The 19,407-nt window shown below is 57.3% G+C and carries 21 protein-coding genes; 8 read left to right on the top strand and 13 right to left on the bottom strand.

Annotation, left to right across the window (positions count from 1 at the left end; translation table 11 throughout):
* Window positions 1-46: 46 nt before the first annotated feature.
* Together KVG88_RS17745 and KVG88_RS17750 are read right to left on the bottom strand one after the other, a co-directional pair.
* Window positions 47-1,429 carry an amidohydrolase family protein gene (locus KVG88_RS17745; RefSeq protein ID WP_217872161.1) on the bottom strand — a complete coding sequence of 461 codons (1,383 nt, stop codon included), beginning with the start codon at window positions 1,427-1,429 and terminating at the stop codon, window positions 47-49.
* 42 nt (window positions 1,430-1,471) lie between these two features.
* Window positions 1,472-2,845 (bottom strand): nucleobase:cation symporter-2 family protein, encoded by a 1,374-nt coding sequence (locus tag KVG88_RS17750; RefSeq protein WP_217872163.1) that lies wholly within the window; start codon window positions 2,843-2,845, stop codon window positions 1,472-1,474.
* A 77-nt stretch (window positions 2,846-2,922) separates the two neighbouring features.
* On the opposite strand from KVG88_RS17750, the gene KVG88_RS17755 reads away from it, so the two are divergent.
* Together KVG88_RS17755 and KVG88_RS17760 are read left to right on the top strand one after the other, a co-directional pair.
* Window positions 2,923-3,918, top strand: coding sequence for a LysR family transcriptional regulator (locus KVG88_RS17755; protein WP_224792325.1), 996 nt, complete (start codon window positions 2,923-2,925; stop codon window positions 3,916-3,918).
* 82 nt (window positions 3,919-4,000) lie between these two features.
* Window positions 4,001-4,249 carry a hypothetical protein gene (locus KVG88_RS17760; RefSeq protein WP_217872490.1) on the top strand — a complete coding sequence of 83 codons (249 nt, stop codon included), beginning with the start codon at window positions 4,001-4,003 and terminating at the stop codon, window positions 4,247-4,249.
* 225 nt (window positions 4,250-4,474) lie between these two features.
* Here KVG88_RS17760 and KVG88_RS31355 read toward each other — a convergent pair whose 3' ends face one another.
* The 3 genes from KVG88_RS31355 to KVG88_RS17775 form a co-directional block, all read right to left on the bottom strand.
* Window positions 4,475-4,873, bottom strand: a complete 399-nt coding sequence (locus KVG88_RS31355) for a hypothetical protein (protein ID WP_225934057.1) — start codon at window positions 4,871-4,873, stop codon at window positions 4,475-4,477.
* A 360-nt stretch (window positions 4,874-5,233) separates the two neighbouring features.
* Window positions 5,234-6,016, bottom strand: coding sequence for an SDR family NAD(P)-dependent oxidoreductase (locus KVG88_RS17770; RefSeq protein ID WP_217872167.1), 783 nt, complete (start codon window positions 6,014-6,016; stop codon window positions 5,234-5,236).
* 121 nt (window positions 6,017-6,137) lie between these two features.
* A complete protein-coding gene (locus KVG88_RS17775; protein ID WP_217872168.1) occupies window positions 6,138-7,058 on the bottom strand; it encodes a LysR family transcriptional regulator in 921 nt (306 codons plus the stop codon).
* A 148-nt stretch (window positions 7,059-7,206) separates the two neighbouring features.
* Here KVG88_RS17775 and KVG88_RS17780 point away from each other — a divergent pair, with 148 nt between their 5' ends.
* Window positions 7,207-8,112, top strand: a complete 906-nt coding sequence (locus tag KVG88_RS17780; protein WP_217872169.1) for an NAD-dependent epimerase/dehydratase family protein — start codon at window positions 7,207-7,209, stop codon at window positions 8,110-8,112.
* Between the two features lie 221 nt (window positions 8,113-8,333).
* Here KVG88_RS17780 and KVG88_RS17785 read toward each other — a convergent pair whose 3' ends face one another.
* The 8 genes from KVG88_RS17785 to KVG88_RS17820 form a co-directional block, all read right to left on the bottom strand.
* Entirely contained in the window at window positions 8,334-9,314 is a 981-nt protein-coding gene (locus tag KVG88_RS17785) for a transketolase family protein (RefSeq protein WP_217872170.1), read from the bottom strand.
* Between the two features lie 3 nt (window positions 9,315-9,317).
* A complete protein-coding gene (locus KVG88_RS17790) occupies window positions 9,318-10,202 on the bottom strand; it encodes a transketolase (protein WP_217872172.1) in 885 nt (294 codons plus the stop codon).
* Window positions 10,203-10,281: 79 nt separating this feature from the next.
* Window positions 10,282-11,385 carry an LLM class flavin-dependent oxidoreductase gene (locus KVG88_RS17795; RefSeq protein WP_217872174.1) on the bottom strand — a complete coding sequence of 368 codons (1,104 nt, stop codon included), beginning with the start codon at window positions 11,383-11,385 and terminating at the stop codon, window positions 10,282-10,284.
* A 202-nt stretch (window positions 11,386-11,587) separates the two neighbouring features.
* Entirely contained in the window at window positions 11,588-12,385 is a 798-nt protein-coding gene (locus KVG88_RS17800; protein WP_217872175.1) for an SDR family NAD(P)-dependent oxidoreductase, read from the bottom strand.
* A gap of 29 nt (window positions 12,386-12,414) precedes the next feature.
* Window positions 12,415-13,914: a sugar ABC transporter ATP-binding protein gene (locus tag KVG88_RS17805; RefSeq protein ID WP_217872176.1), complete on the bottom strand. Its 1,500-nt coding sequence runs from the start codon at window positions 13,912-13,914 to the stop codon at window positions 12,415-12,417.
* Between the two features lie 23 nt (window positions 13,915-13,937).
* The gene (locus tag KVG88_RS17810) at window positions 13,938-14,888 is read right to left on the bottom strand and encodes a sugar ABC transporter substrate-binding protein (protein WP_217872177.1); all 951 of its coding nucleotides are present in this window, start codon (window positions 14,886-14,888) and stop codon (window positions 13,938-13,940) included.
* A gap of 58 nt (window positions 14,889-14,946) precedes the next feature.
* Complete coding sequence (locus tag KVG88_RS17815) at window positions 14,947-15,933, bottom strand: ABC transporter permease (protein ID WP_217872179.1); 987 nt, start codon at window positions 15,931-15,933, stop codon at window positions 14,947-14,949.
* 59 nt (window positions 15,934-15,992) lie between these two features.
* Window positions 15,993-16,508: a flavin reductase family protein gene (locus KVG88_RS17820; RefSeq protein ID WP_217872180.1), complete on the bottom strand. Its 516-nt coding sequence runs from the start codon at window positions 16,506-16,508 to the stop codon at window positions 15,993-15,995.
* Window positions 16,509-16,781: 273 nt separating this feature from the next.
* On the opposite strand from KVG88_RS17820, the gene KVG88_RS17825 reads away from it, so the two are divergent.
* The 5 genes from KVG88_RS17825 (at window position 16,782) to KVG88_RS17845 (ending at window position 19,219) form a co-directional block, all read left to right on the top strand.
* Complete coding sequence (locus tag KVG88_RS17825; protein ID WP_225934058.1) at window positions 16,782-17,723, top strand: LysR family transcriptional regulator; 942 nt, start codon at window positions 16,782-16,784, stop codon at window positions 17,721-17,723.
* A 152-nt stretch (window positions 17,724-17,875) separates the two neighbouring features.
* Complete coding sequence (locus tag KVG88_RS17830; RefSeq protein WP_217872181.1) at window positions 17,876-18,235, top strand: hypothetical protein; 360 nt, start codon at window positions 17,876-17,878, stop codon at window positions 18,233-18,235.
* A 2-nt stretch (window positions 18,236-18,237) separates the two neighbouring features.
* Window positions 18,238-18,417, top strand: a complete 180-nt coding sequence (locus KVG88_RS17835; protein ID WP_217872185.1) for a DUF1289 domain-containing protein — start codon at window positions 18,238-18,240, stop codon at window positions 18,415-18,417.
* Window positions 18,333-18,569 (top strand): hypothetical protein, encoded by a 237-nt coding sequence (locus KVG88_RS31360; protein ID WP_217872505.1) that lies wholly within the window; start codon window positions 18,333-18,335, stop codon window positions 18,567-18,569. Before KVG88_RS17835 ends, KVG88_RS31360 begins: the two co-directional genes overlap by 85 nt.
* Window positions 18,570-18,781: 212 nt before the next feature.
* Window positions 18,782-19,219 (top strand): nuclear transport factor 2 family protein, encoded by a 438-nt coding sequence (locus tag KVG88_RS17845; protein ID WP_217872186.1) that lies wholly within the window; start codon window positions 18,782-18,784, stop codon window positions 19,217-19,219.
* Window positions 19,220-19,407: the final 188 nt, after the last annotated feature.

Below are 19,407 nucleotides of genomic sequence, written 5' to 3' on the forward strand. Positions count from 1 at the left end.
GCGGAGTCTGTGGACCCGCCCCTTCCCTGCATCGCAGAGATACGCCTTATGAAGCAGCCACTCGACCAAGCTCATTGACTGATACGCCGGCTTGCTCCAGCCAGATTTTACGTCGGGCAAACAAGGCGGGAGCACTGACGTTGACCTCTGTAATCAACATGTCCAATTCGGCGTTTTTCAGTTGGCCGTTTTCAACCAGCACTCGCCCCGCCACCATGGTCATGTCGACATCGCCACCCTGAACGGCATGGACCAGGTTGTGATGAAGGTTGGCCAGCGGCCCCTTGGTGATCAGCGGGGTCATTCTTGGCGTGTCGACGCGTACCGCGATGATGTCCGCTGCCTTGCCCTTTTCCAAAGAGCCTATCTGCTTGTCCATGCCCAGGGCGCGAGCGCCGTCGATGGTTGCCATCCGGCACACCGACCAGGCGTCGAGGGCGGCGGCGTTGAGGCTGGCGAATTTGGCGAGCAGGGATGAGACTTTCATTTCCTCGAACATGTCCAGGTTGTTGTTTTCCTTTTCGCCGTCGGTGCCCAGGCCCACGGCGACACCCGCCGCCAGCAGTTTTTCCACCGGGGCGGCACCGGACGCCAGCTTCATGTTGCTGACCGGGTTGTGAGCCACGCCCACGTTGCGCTCGGCCATCAATGCGATTTCGCCGTCGTCGACCCAGACGCAGTGGGCCAGCAACACCTTTCTGGCGTCGAGCAGGCCAAATTTTTCCAGGGCCTGCACCGGTCTGATGCCGTAACGTCGCAAGGTTTCTTCGACGTCGAAGCGGCTTTCATTGCTGTGGGTATGGAAGCCCACCTGATTGGCCTTGCAGATATCGGCGATGCGCTTCCAGGCCTTGGGCACGGCATAGAACAGGTGCTCCAGGCCGACCCACACGTTGATGCGACCATTGGCTGCGCCGTGCCAGCTTTCGATCAAGGCTTCGTTGCTATCCAGGGTCTCGAAATAGTCGTGGTCCGGGTGCTCGGCCACATAGGGCACCAGCACGGCGCGTATCCCTAGCTCATTGGCCGCTTCGGCGCTGCCGTGCATGTAGCGCCACATATCGACGATGGTCGTGGTGCCGGATAACAGGGCTTCGCTATAGCAAAGCATGGACGCCAGGCGCGCTTCGGCAGGGAGCAGGACGCGGTGCATGGGGTCGATGTACTGCTGCAGCCAGTCCCACACCGGTAGCCCTTCCGCGGTGCCGCGAAGGATGCCGGAGTGGCAATGCGTGTTGACCAGGCCGGGCATCAGCAGCCGGTCGGTCAGGCGCCGGACCTTGGTCAGGGGATGCCGGGCGAGCAGTTCGCTCGCCGATCCGACCTCGGCAATCACGCCGTCGGTGATCAATACGGCGCCATCTTCGATGACGGTGTTGTGGGCGTCCATGGTGAGCACTACGTCTGCTCGCAGGAGTTCGCTGATCATCATGCTTTGACCTTTTATTGAGTGTTGTTTGAAGGATGGGTATCAGCTTTCGCCCAGTACCGCGGAACGGGCTGCATCGGCCTCGGCTTCTTCAAGCGGGGTCGGGCCGTTGAACACGAGGTTGAGGATCAGCGCCGTGACGACGGTGAGGATGATTCCGCTTTCGGTGAACACCCGGCTCCATTGGGGCAGGTGGTGAAAGTACAGCGGGGAGACCATAGGGATCATGCCGATGCCGACGCTGGTGGCGGCGATCAGCAGGTTGTAACGCGACTGCTCGAAGTCGACGGTAGCGAGAATGCGTACGCCCATCAGCGTGACCATGCCGAACATCACCATGCCGGCGGCGCCGAGCACATATTGCGGTGTGGAGGCGACGACATAGGCCAGCTTGGGGAAGAGCCCGAGGCCGATGAGGATCAGCGCACCGGCCATACACACGTAGCGGCTCTTGACCCCGGTCATGGTGATCAGGCCGATGTTCTGGGAGAACGAGGTGTAGGGAAATGCGTTGAATACGCCGCCGACGACGGCGCCCATGCCATCGGCCCGCAGGCCGCGCACCAGGCGCTCCCGAGTAGTCGGCCGGCCAACCATGTTGCCCAGCGCCAGGAACATTCCGGTCGACTCGACCATGGTCACCAGCATCACCATGCACATGGAAATCACTGCCACGGCATCGAACGTTGGCAGGCCAAAGGCAAAGGGGGTGATGGTGGAGAACCAGGGGGTTTGCGCAATGCCATCAAGAACGATATCGCCGCGAATGAAGGCAATGACGAAGCCGACCAAGACACCCAGTAAAACCGCGATATTGGCAATGAAGCCTTTGGCAAAACGGTTGAGTCCCAGGATCAACAGCAACTGGGCCAAAGAGATCGCCAGGTAGACCGGATTGCCGTAATCCGGGTTGGGTCCGCCATTAGCCAAGGTCGGTTGGCCCCCTGCGGACCAGTCGATGCCGACGCGCATCAGGCTGATGCCGATCACCAGCAGGACAGTGCCGGTCACCACCGGCGGGAAATAGCGCATGAGCCGGCCCATAACCGGCGCGAACAGCAGACCGAACAGCCCCGACGCGATGATCGCGCCATACACACCCGGCAGGCCGATGCCGGGGGTCAGGGCGATGGCAATCATCGGCGTGACTGAGGCGAAGGTCACGCCCATCATGATCGGTAGCTTGATGCCGAAGAATCGGTTACCCGCGCACTGCAAGAGCGTGGCCAGGCCCGCCGCAAACAGGTCGGCATTGATGATGAGGGTCAACTGGTCTTTGGGAAGCCTGAGTGCCGCGCCGAGAATCAGTGGCACGATGATGCACGCCGAATACATCACCAGCACATGCTGGAAACCGAGTACCGCCGTTTGTATCAATGGCAAGCGCTGATCGACTGGGTGCACGCTATGGGTCATGTGTCCTCTCCTGAAAGTGTTGTCGAGGCAGTGATGAGTTAAATAGTTATTGTGGTTATGGGTAGCGCGCAGCCAACATGCGCCTGACCGTACCCGTTGTAAAAATGGGTCCTATTGATTTTTTTAATGGAGCAGCGATGAGGTTGTCCCTCGAGCAATTGGCGGCATTTTCAGCGGTGGTCAGCGAGCGCTCGTTTTCGGCGGCGGCACGCAAACTGGGCAAGTCGCAATCCGCGGTGAGCATTTCCGTGGGCAATCTGGAAATCGATCTTGGGATCACCCTGTTCGACCGCAGCCAGCGCTATCCGCAACTGACCAATGAAGGCCGGGCTTTATTGCGTGATGCCGAGGCCATCCTGGGCCAGTGTTTCAACATGGAAAATCGTGCCAGCAGCCTGGCGGAGGAGTTAGAGACCGAGTTGGTAATCAGCATCGACGAGGCGATTCCCTATGCATCTCTCGCGCCTGTGCTGGAAGAATTTTCCCGGCGCTTCACCCATGTTGATCTGACCGTGCTTCACCCTTCCGGGCAGGACGCCCTGGCGATGATTGAAGAAAAAAAGGTCTTGTTTGGGGTGATGTGCACGCGCACCCATTACCCGAGGAACCTGCAGTTCATACGCCTGGGCAGTATCACTTTTAGCAACGTCGCCTGCCGCGACCATCCGCTGGCCGGTATGCCCACGGTCAGCTTCAACCAGTTAAGCAACTACCGTCAGTTGATCTACCTGCCCTTCCAGGACCGATTGCCCACCAGCGAATACCTCAACTCGCCCAACCATTGGCGCGTCGAAAGCTATTTGACCTTGATGGACATGCTGCGCGCTGGCATGGGCTGGGCGACAGTGCCCAGGCAATTAATGCAGGCATTGGGTCGCAATGGGGAGTTTGTGGAACTGCAGCTGGAGGCTTACCCGTGCACTGACTGGAAAGTGGGCGTCGACCTGGTCTGGTCTTCAAGTTTGCGCTCGGGTAAAGCGGGTACCTGGCTGCGTGATGCACTGGGCCGAACGTCGATAAAAATGCAAAAAATGAAGTTCATTCAAGCCATCTCCACGCATCAAAAAATTTGAACCGCTCTTGGATGCGTTCGCCTAATGATCAGCTGTTGGATAATTCCACAGGCTTGTGGCCTATACAGGCGTACTCCGAGAGGTGGTCAACGTGGCTAAAGACGACAAAAAAAGCAAAGGTGAGTCTTCAAAGACCGGCAAGGATTTGAAAGACAAAAAGTCATCATCGACGAAGAAATCAGCCGCGGCGTCGGCTCTTTCGAAATCTCCCGATAAGAAAGACAAGAAAAAAGATGCCGAACCAAAAAAATCTGCAAAAAAAGCTGATAGCAAGCCAGAGAAGGCCAAGAAATCAGACAAGGCAGAAAAGCCGGCGAAAAAGAAGAAGTGACAACTGCGACTTGCTAGGGCTTTACGCCCTAGCTTTGTCACGCTGGGTAGCTTCATTTGGCAGGCTTGTCGTTGCCGCTTGCCCGACACCAGTGCGTTTGCGCAGATTATAACCAACGTACTACAGGCCTTATGGCCTGTGCCTCCTGGCGTACTATCCACAGGAATACCCACGCCTTTTGTGGATAGCTTTTCGGCTTACGCAAGGTACTTCAGACTGCCGTGCTTATCGACGATAGTAACGGCGATCATCCTCGTAACGATGACGCATCGCTCGATCATGATGGCGCTCCCAATCACGATGGCGTTCCGCTTCTCGGCGGGCCTGCTCTCTACGCCACTGCTCTCTACGCCAATCGTCACGTCGCCAATCATCCCTGCGGTCGTGCCAACGGCCGTCACGCCAGTAGCGATCGTCATGGGCAAGCAAGGTTTCGGTTGGTGTGCCAGTCATGCCGGCAACGGTTGGCCAAGGACTCTCAGCGACCTGGACAGGAGTCTGAACGGCTGAAACTTCAGCTGCTAAATCAGGGGCTGAGGTTTTCATTTGTGTGGCGGATGCCGTGCCCACTGTTGCGAACGCGAACAGGCCGAAGAGTACCATCCGGGGGTAATGGAATCTCATGAGCGAAGACAACCTCTGATTGACTATTTGTCGTGTTGCCAACTGGCTGCAGGATGTCTGCAATGTCGCGTTTACCAGTCGGATGTGCCTATCCACATAGACCGGTAAATTGAGAAAAGTTCTAGGGATCAGTTGTTTAAAATGAGGACAACACTGGTGCTCGATTGTTCTGAAGATTGCTATCTGGTTGCGTACTGTCGGCCGAAAAGCACACCAGCTTACGCCCTTGTCTCACTCTGATACTGCCGCGGGCAGATGTTGAACCGGGCGCAAAACTCGCGGGAGAAATGCCATATCTTCACGACCGCTCCCCGATGGCAGCGGCCTCCCGCGATGATGGCGATGTTCGAGGCCCGGGGCTTAGAGAATCGAACGTATGGTGCCACCCTCAATACGCATGGCCATGCCGTTGAGCGCCGGTGAGGCGGCCAGGTGCAAAACGCTGCAGGCCACCTCGTCGGGCTCGATCATGCGTCTGATCAGGGAGGTGGGTTCGGTTTCGTCAAAATAATCGTGCACCACCTGTTGCGCCGAGATGCCCTTCTCTTGCGCTATTTCCTGGTGGTAGCGCTTGACCGCATCGGTGTAGGTCGGCCCGGGGAGTATCGAGTTGACGCGCACAGCGGTGCCCTTGGTCAACTCAGCCAAAGCTCTTGAAACACCCAGCAGGCAGGTTTTCATCGCACCGTAATGCACCATCCACGGCTGTGGCTTGACGGCGGATTCACTGCTGATAAAGACGATCGACCCATGACCGCGATCGAGCATGTCCTTCATGACGAGACGCGTCATGCGCACACCGCTCATGACATTGACGTTGAAGTAATGAAACCACTGGGCATCGTCCGTTTCGAAGAAATCCCTGACCTCGAATATCCCGACATTGTTGATCAGGAAGTCGATTGGGCCGGACTCAAGGGCCATGCTGACCAGGCGCTGCGCCGCGCCCTCTTCCGTCAGATCGGCCACCAGGCCCTTACTGCGATCGCCCAGTTCTTCAACAGCCGCTTTCACTTCGTCTGCCACAAGCCCGCTGATGACGACATTTGCACCTTCGAGGACGAAGCGTTGGGCGATGGCCTTGCCAATGCCTGTCGCCCCGCCTGTGATGAGTGCGGTTTTTCCAGCCAATTGATAATCCATGAAAGCCGCCTTGTTTGTTGTTATGCGCGAAATCATGCCCCAGGCTCGGGATGATGTCTTTCAAGGGTTGGTGAACACAGTTTCAGGGTAAATTTGAAAGTGAACACTTGACCTGCTGCGATCAAGAGGTGAGATGAGGTCCGATCCGCTCCAGCAGAAAATCGATAAATACTCGGACGCGATGGGGCAGTTGTTGTCCCGGGCCGATAAACACCGCATGAATCGCCTCGGTTTCACCACTGTTGTATTCCTCCAGCAGGGGTACCAGGCGTCCAGACTCGATATCGGCATTGATGTGAAAGCTCGCCAGCCTGGCGATCCCCAATCCAGCCAGCGCGGATTGGCGCATGCTCTCGCCATCACTGAGCAACACGTTGCCCATGGGCTCAATTTCGATGCGGCGGCCATCCGCATCAGAAAAAACCCAGGCTTGCGAATGACGATGGAAACCAAAACTGAGCCGGTTGTGTCGCTTCAGGTCATCCAGGCTTTTCGGTTGACCGAATCGTGCGATGTACGCTGGTGAAGCCACCGTGATCATCCGGCTTTCACCGAGTCGACGCTGAACCAGGCTCGACTCCCTCATCGGCCCGGTACGGATGGCGACATCGGCGCGCCGCTCCATCAGGTCCACAACCGTGTCGGTCAGCTCCACGTTCAGACTGATGTCCGGGTAAGCCGCGAGAAAATCAGGCAGTTGCGGTAGCAGGCAATGCAGACCAAAAGGCAGGTTGGCATTCACCTGAATCAACCCGCTAGGTTTGGTCACATTGGCGATGTCACGCTCGGCGGAGTCGATCAGTTCAAGAATCCGCAGGCATTCATTGTTGAATCGCTCACCTTCAGCCGTGAGTTCCAGGCGCCGTGTTGAACGATGAAGTAAACGCGCCCCCAGGCGCGTCTCCAGACGGGCGATCAACTTGCTCACCGCCGAGGGCGACATGTCCAGGCGCCGGGCGGCTTCGGAAAAGGTGCCCGCATTGACGACACGGGTGAAAACTTCCATCTCGCCAGAGCGATTAATGTCCTTGAGGTTTAGCATGAACTGTATTCACAGATACTTGTAGTTAGAGCAGTCTAGCTCATAAAGGGACCCCGTCGTATCGTGAATGGATTCCTTGACCAGGAATGGCTGCGTCTTTTTTCGAGTAAAGACCCGGCGAACTCACGATAAGAAAGGAGACAGAGCATTGAAAATTTTCGTTACTGGCGTGACGGGTTACATCGGCGGTTCCATTGCCAAATACCTGGTGGATGCGGGCCATGAAGTCAGCGGTTTGCTGCGTAACCCGGAACAGCGCGCAGCGTTGCAGGCATTGGGCATTACCCCGGTACTCGGCACCCTGGACGACGCTTTTATCCTGACCGAACAGGCACGTGCTGCCGACGCCGTTGTGAACGCGGCCAATTCGGATCACCTGGCCTCCGTCCAGACCTTTATCACAGCCCTGAGCGGCACCGGCAAAGTGCTGCTGCATACCTCCGGTTCCAGCGTGGTAGGTGATGATGCACGCGGTGCCTATGAGCGCGCCGAGATCTTCACCGACGAGACCCCCTTCACGCCCATGGACATCCGCAAGGATCGGGTCGAGATCAATCAGATTGTGCGTCGTGCCGGTGTTGAACAAGGTATTCGCAGCATCGTGTTCTGCCCGACCATGATTTACGGTGAGTCATTGGGGTTACCGGCAAAAAGCGATCAATTGCCCAAACTGTTTGCGCAATCACGCAAGTATCATGCAGGCGCCTACATGGGGGCCGGCGTGCATCGCTGGTCCAACGTGCACATTGAAGATCTGGCTGAGCTGTATCGGCTGGCAATCGAAAAGGCCCCATCGGCCTCGATTTTCTTCGCCGAAAACGGTGAGGCATCGTTCCTCGAAATCGCTGCATCAATCAGCAAATCCCTTGGCTATGGCGGCGAAGTCAAGAGCTGGCCGGCCGATGAAGCCATTGCCTTGCTCGGAGATTGGGCGCGTTTCGCCATTGGCTCCAACAGCCGTGTTCGCGCGGTTAATGCCCGGGCGCTGCTGGGCTGGAAGCCAAAGCGCGAATCGATTTTGCAATGGATCGAAAACAGCGGCGTGCAATGGTAATAACCGCTGAGTGTAGAGAGATTGAAAGCTCACTTCGGTGAGCTTTTTTTATGCCCTGGGCAATGCCCCTCGCGGAAAAATCACTCCCATAAAAAAACGTGCAACCAGGGTTTTCGTCATGAAAACCCTCGTTGCACGTCAGGCTCAAAAAGCCTAAAGGGAACAATCGTTGTTGCGTGATTGTCGGTCGCTCAAATCGGCAGCGACCCAGATATCAAGGCTTAACCCAACACCTCAAGCGCTACACTTTCGATACCCGGTCCATCCAGCCGATAGTGTCGATAGAGGTGAGTCGGCGGCGCGATGAGGCTGTATTCGTCGTAGATGCCATGACGCCGCACTTTGACGCCTATGCCTTCCTCTGCGATCACTTCACACACAGCCCCGCCCAGACCGCCAATGATGTTGTGTTCTTCAACGGTCAGAATGGCCCGGCTGTTGCGCGCGGCGGTCAATACCGCCTCGCGGTCCAACGGTTTGATGGTGGTCATGTCGATCACGCCCACCGAACGCCCCGCTGCATTCAAGGCCCTTGCCGCTTCGAGGGCCGGATGAACCGTAGAGCCAGTGGCGATGATGGTCAGTTCTTCACCCGTCAGGTGCACGGTTGCCTTGCCGAAGACAAAATCGGGAACGGTCTCGTACACCACCGGATCGCGCCCACGCTGAATGCGGAAGTAGATTGGTTGCGGGTAGTTGGCCGACGCCAGAATCGCCGCCTTGAGTTGATTGCCATCGGCGGGAGCAACCACCGTGATGTCGGCAATCGAACGCATGATCGCCAGGTCTTCGGTGGCGTGGTGCGACGTGCCGTAGAACCCTAGCGAGATCCCGGCGTGGTGGCCGATCAAACGCACTGGCAGCGCCGAATACGCCACGTCCATGCGGATCTGTTCACAGCACAGCAACGGCAGGAAAGAAGCGAAGGTCGCCACGAACGGCTTCATGCCCACCGCCGCCATACCGGCTGCGGCAGACACCATGTTCTGCTCGGAAATGCCGAACTGCACGAATCGCTCAGGGTGCAGACCCGCGAATTTTGACAGGCCGTTGGAGTACTGCAGGTCGGCGGTACCGGCAACGACCGGTTCGCCCCGCTCGACCAGTTCGATCAAGGCATCCGACAAGGCATTCAAGCTCGGTGTCTGACTGTTCAGTTCCCGGTACTGCCAGGAGTTGTTCGACAGAGGTGCAGTATTCATGAGTTAAATCACCTTGCTTTTGATTTCGTCGATAGCACGTTGCGCATCTTCGGGGTCGAGATAACCCAGGTGCCAACCCGGCTCGGTTTCCATATAGGAAACCCCTTTGCCTTTGACGGTATTGGCGATGATGCACACCGGTTGCGTGCGGGCAGTGTCGGCCTTGAGTCGGCGCAACAGACGGGTGACTGCCGCGAGATCATGGCCATCCACCACATGGGTCTCCCAACCGAAGGCAACCCACTTGTCCGCCAACGGCTCGATACCGATGACGTCGTCGACATTGCCGTCGAGCTGAAAGCCATTGCGATCGATGATCGCCACCAGGTTGGCGGTTTTATGGTGAGCGGCCGACAGCGCGGCTTCCCACACTTGCCCTTCCTGCATTTCCCCGTCGCCGAGCATCACGTAAGTGGTGAACGACTTGCCCAGCATCCGCCCGGCCAGGGCCATGCCCAGTCCGCCGGATAGCGCATGTCCAATGGAGCCGGAGGAGAAATCCACACCCGGCACTTTGCGCATATCCGGATGATCGCCCAGCGGATTGCCCAGGCGCGTGTAATTGTCGAGGATCTCTTTCGCAAAGAAGCCCCACTCCACCAACACTGGAAACAGCCCGACGGCCGCGTGCCCCTTGCCCATCATGAAGCGGTCGCGGTCGGGCCATTTGGGCTCGGCGAATCGCAGGTCCATCACGTCGTAGTACAACGCCGCGAACAGCTCGGCGGCGGAAAATACCGAGGTGTAGTGGCCGACTTTGGCGATCTCGATCAGTCGGATGGTTTCCAGGCGAATGAACTGGGCTTTCTCCCGCAGCCGAGCCAACTCTTTGTCAGTCAGTTCAAACCCGCGATCCGCGCTTTCGCGCAAGTCTGTCAAATCAGTCATATGTCGTATCCAGGCGCATTACCAAAGTTTCGGCCGCATCCGCGATGCGGCCGCACACAAGCCCAACGCAATCGGGCGATTACTGCGCTTTCAATCGTGGGGTCATGTAGTCGTTGAGGCGCGGCATGACCTGCTGCGCGGTGAGTTGCATCGAGCGCCGCCACAGCGCCTCGTCGTCCCACTCATGGAAGGTGGTCATCAAGGTGCCGAACGGCCCGGTCTGCTCACTGAACGCGACCAGTTGCTCGGTGACGGAGTTCACGTCGCCGTAAATCACCATTTCCTTGATGCAGTGATCGACCGTCACTTCCTCGTCCGTCATGTCGGGACGGGTCTTGAAGATCTTGGTGTAATGGTTGGTGGCCAAGTTATCGATCATGTAGTCGAAATAGCGCCGCAACGTGCAGCTCTCTTGTGCCAGATAGTCCTCGGCCTGAGCCTGAGAGTCGGCGACAAATACCGAGCGAGCCACGCGCCAGTTGTTGGCATCGGCCTTGATCCCGGCACTCTCTGCGCCCTGAAGATAAGCTTGCCAATGGGAAGCCACGGTGGCCGTCGGGTTGAAGTTGGCCGACATCAGATCCCAATCCTTGGCACCCGCCAGCTTCGCGGTGCCGGAAAACGGACTCATGGCCGTGGTTGCCACCCTTGGAAACGGCTTCTGGAATGGCGTCGGCATGTAGCCGATTTCCAGCTCATGATGCACTGCGTCCTTGAGGCTGACCTGGTAGTGCGGCGAGGTAAAATCATAGGGTGCGCCCGAGTTCCAGATCGCGCGGATCATCTCGTAGCACTCCACCATCATCTGCCCACGGTCCTTACCGTTGCTGCCATACACCTCAAAGTCGGAAGCCAGCCCACCCGGGCCGATGCCCATGATGAAACGCCCCTTGGACATGTGGTCGAACATCGCGGCATCTGCGGCGATACGGGCCGGGAAATGATGCGGAAGATTCAGCACGCCGGTGCACAATTTCATGCGCTGGGTCAGCGGAATCAGCGTGGAAAGAAATTGCAGCGCGTTGGTGATCGGCTCGGTGCGCTGTGACGTATGTTCACCGACCCAAAGCTCATCAAAACCGACGCTATCGGCATGGACAGCACAAGCAATGTCCTGATCGTACATCTCGTGATAGTCCCAGCCCTTGTGATGAAGTGGCTGCATGAACATGGCGAGTTTCATGTCGTTCTCCTGCTGTTTTCAATGACCGGTGCGCCGCTAATGGTTTTTCGCAACACACCGTTTTCATGACGAGCGCTCGTTTCGCAGGCGTGCCAGTGCCGGCGCTGCAAGTCGCAACGATCAAGGAATGGTTTAAATATCCGGGGCCAGTGACGCGTTACATCCGCGCGAACAACAAACCCTCAAACGTTTTATTTACGCTTCAACTTCCGTGCAGCAACCAACCGCCGTCCACCAGCAGATCGACGCCGGTCACATAGGACGAGAGCGGCGAAACCAGGAACAACACCGCATTGGCGATCTCCCAGGGCTCCGCTGCCCGGCCCAGGGCGATGTTGCCCAGCACGTTGTTCTGCCGGTGTTGCTCAAGCAGTTCCGGCGCCAGGTTGCCCGGCGTCGCGGTCAAGCCGGGTGAGATCGAATTCACCCGAATATTGAAGCTGCTCAAATCCTTTGCCAGGCTTCGGGTCATCGCCAATACCGCGCCCTTCGAGGCGTCGTAGGTGCAATGATTGGCCATGGGCCGATGACCGCAAATCGATGACAGATTGACGATCGCCCCGGCGCTGTTCAGCCGGCGCATGTGCCGCTGTGCCGCCTGAGCCCCCAGGAACACTGCGCGCACATTGATCGCATGGAGCGCATCCCAAAAATTCGCCTCGATCTCATCAATCGCCTTGAGCGGATAGACGCCAGCGTTGTTGACCCAGATGTCCAGGCCACCGAAACGCTCGATCGCGGCATTCGCCAGCCGCTCAATGTCACCCGGCTGGCTGACATCGGTGGCTTCAAAGGCCACGGCGTAACCGGCTTCGATCAATTCATCGCTGCGCTCCGGCGCCAGGCTGCCGATCAGTACATTGGCCCCGGCTTCGGCCAGGCGCCGACTGATGGCAAGGCCAATGCCGCTGCTGCCACCGGTGACGACTGCGGTTTTTCCGGACAAATCCAGCAGTTCCGCAAAGGGTCGATACGGCAGGGCCTGGTAGGGATTCGACATGTTTGAGCCTCCTCGATTAGCGCCCGTCATCAAGCGGTTGCCAGGGTCATGATGCTGTCGGGGGCGATCTGTGGCCGATGCAAGATGCCTTGGGAGCAGCCCCGCGCCATCACCATCACGCGATGAGAAAGGCCAATGACTTCCTCAAGGTCGGAACTGACTACGATCACCGACACCCCGGTTTTAGCCAGATTGATGATCAACTCGTAAATCGCCGCGCGTGCGCCCATGTCGATACCTCGGGTCGGCTCGTCGAGAATGATGACCTTCGGGTTGCGCGCGATCCATTTGGCGATCACCACTTTCTGTTGGTTGCCACCGGACAGTTTGTCGAGCATCTGCCCTGCCACGCCCTTGATGCCCAACGTTGCAATGCGCTCGCGCGCAAACGCCGCAACCCGGTGGTTGGCCATCACACCGCACGAGCTCAGGCTATCCAGGTTGCAGTAGGCCAGGTTCTCGGCAATCGTCTGGCTCAGCACCACGCCTTCCGATTTGCGGTCCTCGGGAATCAGCACGACACCCGCATTGATTGCCGCCAGTACGTTATTGGCTGGCAGTGATCGGTCCCCGAGCATCACCCTGCCCTGGCTCAACGCACTCAATCCGGCAATCGCCTGAACCAGCTCCGTACGACCCGCGCCGACGATGCCGGCAATGCCGAAAATCTCCCCGGCCTTCACGGCAAATGACACATCGTGAAAGCGCCCTGCCTTGTCCGACAGTTGCTCGACGCTCAAAACCACGGCCTCCCCAGGTGCCGGCAACTCCGGAAACAGACGGTCGATCGGGCGCCCCACCATCTGCGATACCAGAACGCTGACCTCGGCTTTTCCGCTGTCGTGACGCGCGATCAGATGGCCATCGCGCATGACCACGACCTTGTCGGCGATCCGCGCGATCTCGTCCATGCGATGACTGATGTAGATGAAGGACACGCCCTCCTTTTTCAGTTCCTCTATCTGTTTGAACAACAGGTCGGTTTCGTCCTTGCCGAGGGCCGCGGTCGGCTCGTCGAGAATCAACAGGCGCGAATTGAGCGTCAGCGCCCGGGCTATTTCCACCAACTGCTGGGCGGCGATTTTCAGTTGCCGCACCGGGGTATCCGGTGAGATGTCCAGCCCCAGTCGCCGTAGCTGTTTCTCTGTTTCACGGAACATCTTCTTGCGATCGATGATGCCGTCACGGGTCGGCAGGTGACCGAGGAAAACGTTCTCCGCCACACTCAAATCCGCCAGCAGGTGAATTTCCTGATGGATCATGTTGATCCCCAGCGCCATGGCCGCCCCCGGTCCAGTCGGTGCATACGGCTCACCGGCCAGAAACATCGTGCCTTTGGACGGTGTCAGTGCGCCGGCAACGATGGAGGAAAAAGTCGATTTACCCGCGCCGTTTTCCCCCAGCAACGCCACCACTTCTCCATAGCCGATATCCAGGCTGATATCTTCCAGCACCCTGACCGAATTGAATGACTTGCCGATGTTGCTCGCCCGGAACAGCGGCTCCTGGGGACGACTGTTCGCCTTCATGATGTGCCCTCCGTCTACCGTTCTCACGGATGCTTCTCAAGGAACGCGGCAGCGTTTTCCCGAGTCGTGACGAAGGCCGGCAACAGCTGAGTCTTGGTGACTTGCCTTCCTTGCTGCAGATCGACTGCGGTGCGCAATGCCGTACGCCCCATTTCCACCGCTTGCTGAGTAATGGTCATGTCCAGTTTGCCGTCGCGGATCGCTTCAAGGGCGGAGGGCAAACCGTCATAACCGAACACCCAAACCTTGTGATCGGTGTTCGCTACCTTTACCGCCTGGGCCGCACCGAGTGCCGGCGCATCGGATCGGCCGATGAACACGTTGATCTGCGGATTTTTTTGCAGCATGTCCTGCGCGACCTTGAAACCGTTGTCTTGCAGCCAGTCAGTCGGTTTGCGGTCGACGATCTTCATGTCCGGCGCCTCGGACAGCACTGCATCCAGGCCTTTGGCACGAGCCACTTCCGTGGAATCGCCGAGGGTGCCCTGGAGCAAGCCGATCTCTGCCTTGCCACCGGTCAACTTGATCATTTGCCGGGCGAGTTCCCCCGCCGCCGCCAGATTGTCGGTGGAGACATAGGCATCGCATTCGACGTTTTTCGGGAAGTTGTCAATGCAGATCACCGGCACACCTTGCTGCCGTGCCAAGCGCACCGGCACGGCCGAAGCGGCGCTGCCAGTGGCGGTGTACAACAACACATCGATGCCTTTACTCAACATGTCCTGAATCTGACTGACCTGGCGCGCCGGGTCGGCCTGGGCATCGGCCACCAGCACATTCTTGATACCGAGGCTCTTGGCCTGCTCCATGACGCCATCACGAACCATCAGGTAGAACACCCATTGCAAGCTGGGGATCGACATCCCTACGGTCATCTCATCCGCAGGTTTGCCTTGGGCAAAAGCACCGGCCGACATCAAGCAACCCAACAGCGGCAACCCAAAAAAACGTAGCGAAAACGTGGACAGGCTCATGTTGTTATCCTTCTTATTGTGCATAGGAGCGATGGTGAGTTTCGGCAGCCATTCGAATTCAATCAGCCTTGCGCTTGAGCAGATCGAGCATTACCGCGAAGGCGATCACCGCGCCTATAACCACTTGCTGGACGAAGGGTGAAATGCCCGCCAGGTTCAGGCCGTTTCGCAAGACACCGATGATCAACACGCCGATGATGGTGCCAACCACACTTCCCGCACCGCCCTTGAGGCTGCCTCCACCAATGACCACGGCGGCGATCACGTCCAGCTCATAGCCGACACCCGCACCGGCGCCGGCGGTGTCCAGACGGGAAGTCATGATGATGCCGCCCAGCGCCGCGCAGATGCCCGAGATGATGTACACCGCACTGGTGTAACCCTTGACCCGGATACCCGCGAGCTTGGCCACTTTGCTGCTGCCACCAATCGCATACAGGCTGCGGCCGGGAACGGTGAATTTGAGTACGAACCAAAACACCAGCGCCAGCACGACGAAGCAGCTGACAGTCAGCGACAGCACGCCGCCGTAGCGAATGACCGAGAGGTTGCTGAACCATTCCGGGAAGCCACTGACCTGCGCTCCGTCGGTGACCATATAGGCCAGGCCGCGGGCGATGGACATCATTGCCAGTGTTGCGATGAACGATGGAAGGCCTGCCCTGACAACCAGCAATGCCGTGGTCGAACCACACGCTGCGCCGACGGCCAATGCTCCAAGCATGGCCGTCCACATCGGCAAGCCGAGTACCTGTTCGAGCCAGCTCATGACCATGATCGCTACTGCCAGCACAGCCCCCACGGAGAGGTCGATGCCACCGATCAGAATCACCAGTGTCATGCCCAGCGCCATGATGCCGAGCACCGTCACCTGATCCAGCACATTGAGCAGGTTACTCAGGGTCAGGAAGCTATCGGTAAACACGGTTAATACTGCACATAACAACAACAACCCGACCATCGGGCCTGCCACGCTGGTGTCCAGGCCGATCCACTTTGGAATCGACCCGGGCAATCTTGCTTTTGCCAACAACTGATTGTTCATACCCACATCCACTTCTTATGTAATTGTTATAAGATCGAGCACTACGCGATGACTACGGCTTAACAACCCAACTCCCGATAACGTCCTCCCATATAGAGAAGTGGCTCAACCAATGGTCGTGTAATGACATCGATCACGTTGCCGATAATCACCGTGTGTGTACCGTGTTCAATCTCTTGCACAACTTCGCAAAAGATCGCCGCCTGAGCGTCGGCCAGGTAACGAATACCGTGAACACCGATGCGCCAGTCACCATCGACAAAGCGCCGTTCGCGCAGATCGGGCTGACTGAAAATCTTGCAGATGGGTTCATGTTGGCTCTGCAGCATGTTCACGCAGAAAAGCCCTGAACGCTTGATGATCGGCGAGGCGCTGGCTGTTCGGTTAACACAGATCAGCGCCGAGGCGGGCTCCATCGACACCGAGGAAAAAGCAGTCGCTGCCAGACCGTGGGGCTGCCCCTCGTCATCAAGTGTGGTGATCAGGGTTAAAGAAGAGGCAAAGCGGCCCATTGCCGATTTGAACTGGCCGACCACGTCTATCGAAGAGGCGGCCTCTTGATATTGAACGCACATAACATAAACCCTCTTTTTATTGTGACTCACAGGCACTGGATTTCATTATTAACATTCACCCCAACTTTTCTATTCGATTTTAGAAAATTCACTTTTCACCTTCTCTGAAAGATGAACTCAACAACAAACACATTTGAATTACCTTCACAGAGGCGCCGAAACACCGATTCCAAAGCGGTTTCACTTCTATTTCACACTTTGCAAACGGTTTTGATTAGATGGTTTTTGCTGAATAATTGGCTGATACTTTGTGAATAATAAAAAGCAACTTAAATGAGGCAAACCATCATGGTCGATCGATTACAAGACATGCGCCTGTTTCGTCTTGTCGTTCAGACAGGATCGCTTTCAACGGCGGGCCGCCAAATGGGTCTGTCGCCCGCTGCCATGAGCGGGCGCCTCAAGGCGATGGAGGAGTTCTATGGTCTGCGGCTGCTCAAGCGCAACACTCGAAGCTTGAGCCCCACCGCCGAAGGGCAGTTGCTTTTTGAAAACGCCCAGAAGATCCTCGAAGAGGTCGACGCACTCGACAGCATCATAAAAAACGGCCACAGCGATCTGCTCGGCACGATCGGTCTGACGTGCCCCATCGATCTGGGGCGACAGTGGATCAGCCAACTGGTCGATAGCTTCATCAGCGAAAATCCGCAGATCCGTATCCGCCTGTTTTTCACCGACCGCGTACTCGATTTTGTTGAGTCTGGCTCGGACATCGCGATCCGCTTTGGCGACCTTCCGGACAGTTCCCTTATCGCCCGCTCCCTGGGCGTTGACCGACAAATAGTTTGCTGCTCTCCCGAGTATCTTGAGCAGCACGGTGCACCGCTGAAGCCGGAAGACCTGCTGCAGCACAACTGCCTGGTGCACACGCGTGCAGATTTCACCCTGGACCGCTGGAAATTCATGAGCAAGGGTGTGGCAACCACAATTCAGGTCAAGGGCAATCGACTGGCCAATGACGGTTACACCTTGCGTCAATGGGGGGTGCAAGGCTTGGGGATTATCTGGAAATCACATTGGGAGGTGGCGGACGACATACAGGCTAAACGGCTGATTCCGCTACTCGAAGACTTTCAATGCCCGAGCACCGGGTTTCACCTTCTCACCGAGGGCGGCAAAAAGTTGCCATTACGGGTAAAGACCTTCGTCGATTTTGCGGTGCAATACTTCAAAAAACTCGACACACCTCCCCAGCACAACCTGCCATTACCGTAACAACCGATGCTCAGACGATCGATCGTAATATTCGCAGCGCGGGGTATCATCGTCGGCAAGCCTCGAAATGCCCAAGGCCATTGTGTTTGCCGTAACCAATGGCGCTTGAGTTTCGACTGGCCTTCCCTACTTTGTCTCCAAAGGAACCCGCAATGCCCCCAGGCAAACGTGAATTGGCACGGATCGAACGCCGGTTGATTACCACGCTCACCGAAGCGTGCGAAATCGCGAAAGGTGAAATCAAAGGCTTTACCTGGCTCACCCACACCGCTGACCTGAATGCGCTGGCTCAAACCCTGAAGGTAATCTGGGTGTTCGAAACCCTGGCTGACCGAAAGCTTGCCCAAGTCGACGCGAGGGCGCGCATCTTTGAGCTGACGGCCATTGCATTGAATGAGGCCAACATCGATCTGGTGCCTTCAGACCTCACTGTGCGCTTCGACTCTGAGCAAGAGTGCCAAAGCACGCACGGTGGCAATTGGCAAAAGCGCCTCGCGGCCAAAGGTGTCTGACGATGGCTAAAGAAATCGAAAACCCCTGCATTTCTGTTTGCCAACTGAGTGGTGATCTGTGTGTGAGTTGCGGGCGCAGCAAGGAAGACATCAGGAAGTGGAAACGCATGAAGCGGCCGGAAAAAATGGCCGCTGTGCAAAGGGCATCGGTGCGCTTGAAAGCGCTGAAAAAAACAAAATAGTTCGCCCCTTTTCAGCGTCATGTTTCTCGACAGTTGGCAGCAAAATGGGGAATCACGTACTCGCCCAGCTCCTGAACGACTTCGTGCGCTGGGCGGCGGCCTTATTTGAGGTTCAAGCCGACGTGCTTGACGCCGATCTCCTGTCACCATGACGGGGATGCTGCCCAATCGACGCATTTGCCCCTCCCCTCAATATCCCTCCTCCGCCTTTCGAAAAGACATACGGAATGTACGCCACTTGACATACGAAGCGAATGTTAAATAGCATGCCTGACATACGACGCGTATGGCACATCCTGTCGCACCGACACACCTGCGCGTCACCCGCAGAAAAGCCCAACCATGCAAACCAACAGGAGTACTTATGATCGACAGTCTCGCTGGGTATCAGTCGCCCTCCATGATTTCCGACACGGAGACCCGGGAATCCCTCAATGCCTTTATCACGAAAGTCCTGCAGGGCTTTTCCACGCCCGGCTCGGACGTAGCCCAGTACTTCGCTGACCCGGACGTCGCGATTGCCGGTTCCGGCCTCGACGAGTTCTTCATGGGAACCGAGGCGGTACAAAATGGCGTGACGTGGGTGACCACCCTGAACATCCGATGGGAACCCCGACTGGTGGTGTCCTGGATGCGCGGTGACATTGCCTGGGCGCAGATCCGCATCGACGGCCACACGATTGAAAACGCTGAGCCAACGGTCGTCCAGTACGTCGCGACAGGGGTCTTCCAGCGCAACGGCGACAGTTGGACCTGGCTTTACTGGGGTGGCGGCGAACCGCAAAAAGTCGCCCGGCTGTAACCCGCCACTGCTGCACGTTCGAGCAGAAACGAAGCCGGTAGCTCAAACCTGCAAACGACAGAACGTCGCTGCTCGTGTGCCAAAAGATTCGGCGGGGGCTGTACTGAATCTGGAGCCATTGATGCCTCAGTAAAATTGCTAACAATCGCTTCATCATCATTGATTTCCAAGGTCGAAAGACCGCTGAT

The organism is Pseudomonas azerbaijanoccidentalis, from assembly GCF_019145495.1.
Lineage (GTDB): Bacteria > Pseudomonadota > Gammaproteobacteria > Pseudomonadales > Pseudomonadaceae > Aquipseudomonas > Aquipseudomonas azerbaijanoccidentalis.

Coding starts and splice junctions, on each gene's coding strand:
- KVG88_RS17745 (WP_217872161.1), bottom strand. CDS start 1,429: ATGATCAGCGAACTCCTGCGAGCAGACGTAGTGCTCACCATGGACGCC.
- KVG88_RS17750 (WP_217872163.1), bottom strand. CDS start 2,845: ATGACCCATAGCGTGCACCCAGTCGATCAGCGCTTGCCATTGATACAA.
- KVG88_RS17755 (WP_224792325.1), top strand. CDS start 2,923: ATGCGCCTGACCGTACCCGTTGTAAAAATGGGTCCTATTGATTTTTTT.
- KVG88_RS31355 (WP_225934057.1), bottom strand. CDS start 4,873: ATGAGATTCCATTACCCCCGGATGGTACTCTTCGGCCTGTTCGCGTTC.
- KVG88_RS17770 (WP_217872167.1), bottom strand. CDS start 6,016: ATGGATTATCAATTGGCTGGAAAAACCGCACTCATCACAGGCGGGGCG.
- KVG88_RS17775 (WP_217872168.1), bottom strand. CDS start 7,058: ATGCTAAACCTCAAGGACATTAATCGCTCTGGCGAGATGGAAGTTTTC.
- KVG88_RS17785 (WP_217872170.1), bottom strand. CDS start 9,314: ATGAATACTGCACCTCTGTCGAACAACTCCTGGCAGTACCGGGAACTG.
- KVG88_RS17790 (WP_217872172.1), bottom strand. CDS start 10,202: ATGACTGATTTGACAGACTTGCGCGAAAGCGCGGATCGCGGGTTTGAA.
- KVG88_RS17795 (WP_217872174.1), bottom strand. CDS start 11,385: ATGAAACTCGCCATGTTCATGCAGCCACTTCATCACAAGGGCTGGGAC.
- KVG88_RS17800 (WP_217872175.1), bottom strand. CDS start 12,385: ATGTCGAATCCCTACCAGGCCCTGCCGTATCGACCCTTTGCGGAACTG.
- KVG88_RS17805 (WP_217872176.1), bottom strand. CDS start 13,914: ATGAAGGCGAACAGTCGTCCCCAGGAGCCGCTGTTCCGGGCGAGCAAC.
- KVG88_RS17810 (WP_217872177.1), bottom strand. CDS start 14,888: ATGAGCCTGTCCACGTTTTCGCTACGTTTTTTTGGGTTGCCGCTGTTG.
- KVG88_RS17815 (WP_217872179.1), bottom strand. CDS start 15,933: ATGAACAATCAGTTGTTGGCAAAAGCAAGATTGCCCGGGTCGATTCCA.
- KVG88_RS17820 (WP_217872180.1), bottom strand. CDS start 16,508: ATGTGCGTTCAATATCAAGAGGCCGCCTCTTCGATAGACGTGGTCGGC.
- KVG88_RS17825 (WP_225934058.1), top strand. CDS start 16,782: ATGAGGCAAACCATCATGGTCGATCGATTACAAGACATGCGCCTGTTT.
- KVG88_RS17830 (WP_217872181.1), top strand. CDS start 17,876: ATGCCCCCAGGCAAACGTGAATTGGCACGGATCGAACGCCGGTTGATT.
- KVG88_RS17835 (WP_217872185.1), top strand. CDS start 18,238: ATGGCTAAAGAAATCGAAAACCCCTGCATTTCTGTTTGCCAACTGAGT.
- KVG88_RS17845 (WP_217872186.1), top strand. CDS start 18,782: ATGATCGACAGTCTCGCTGGGTATCAGTCGCCCTCCATGATTTCCGAC.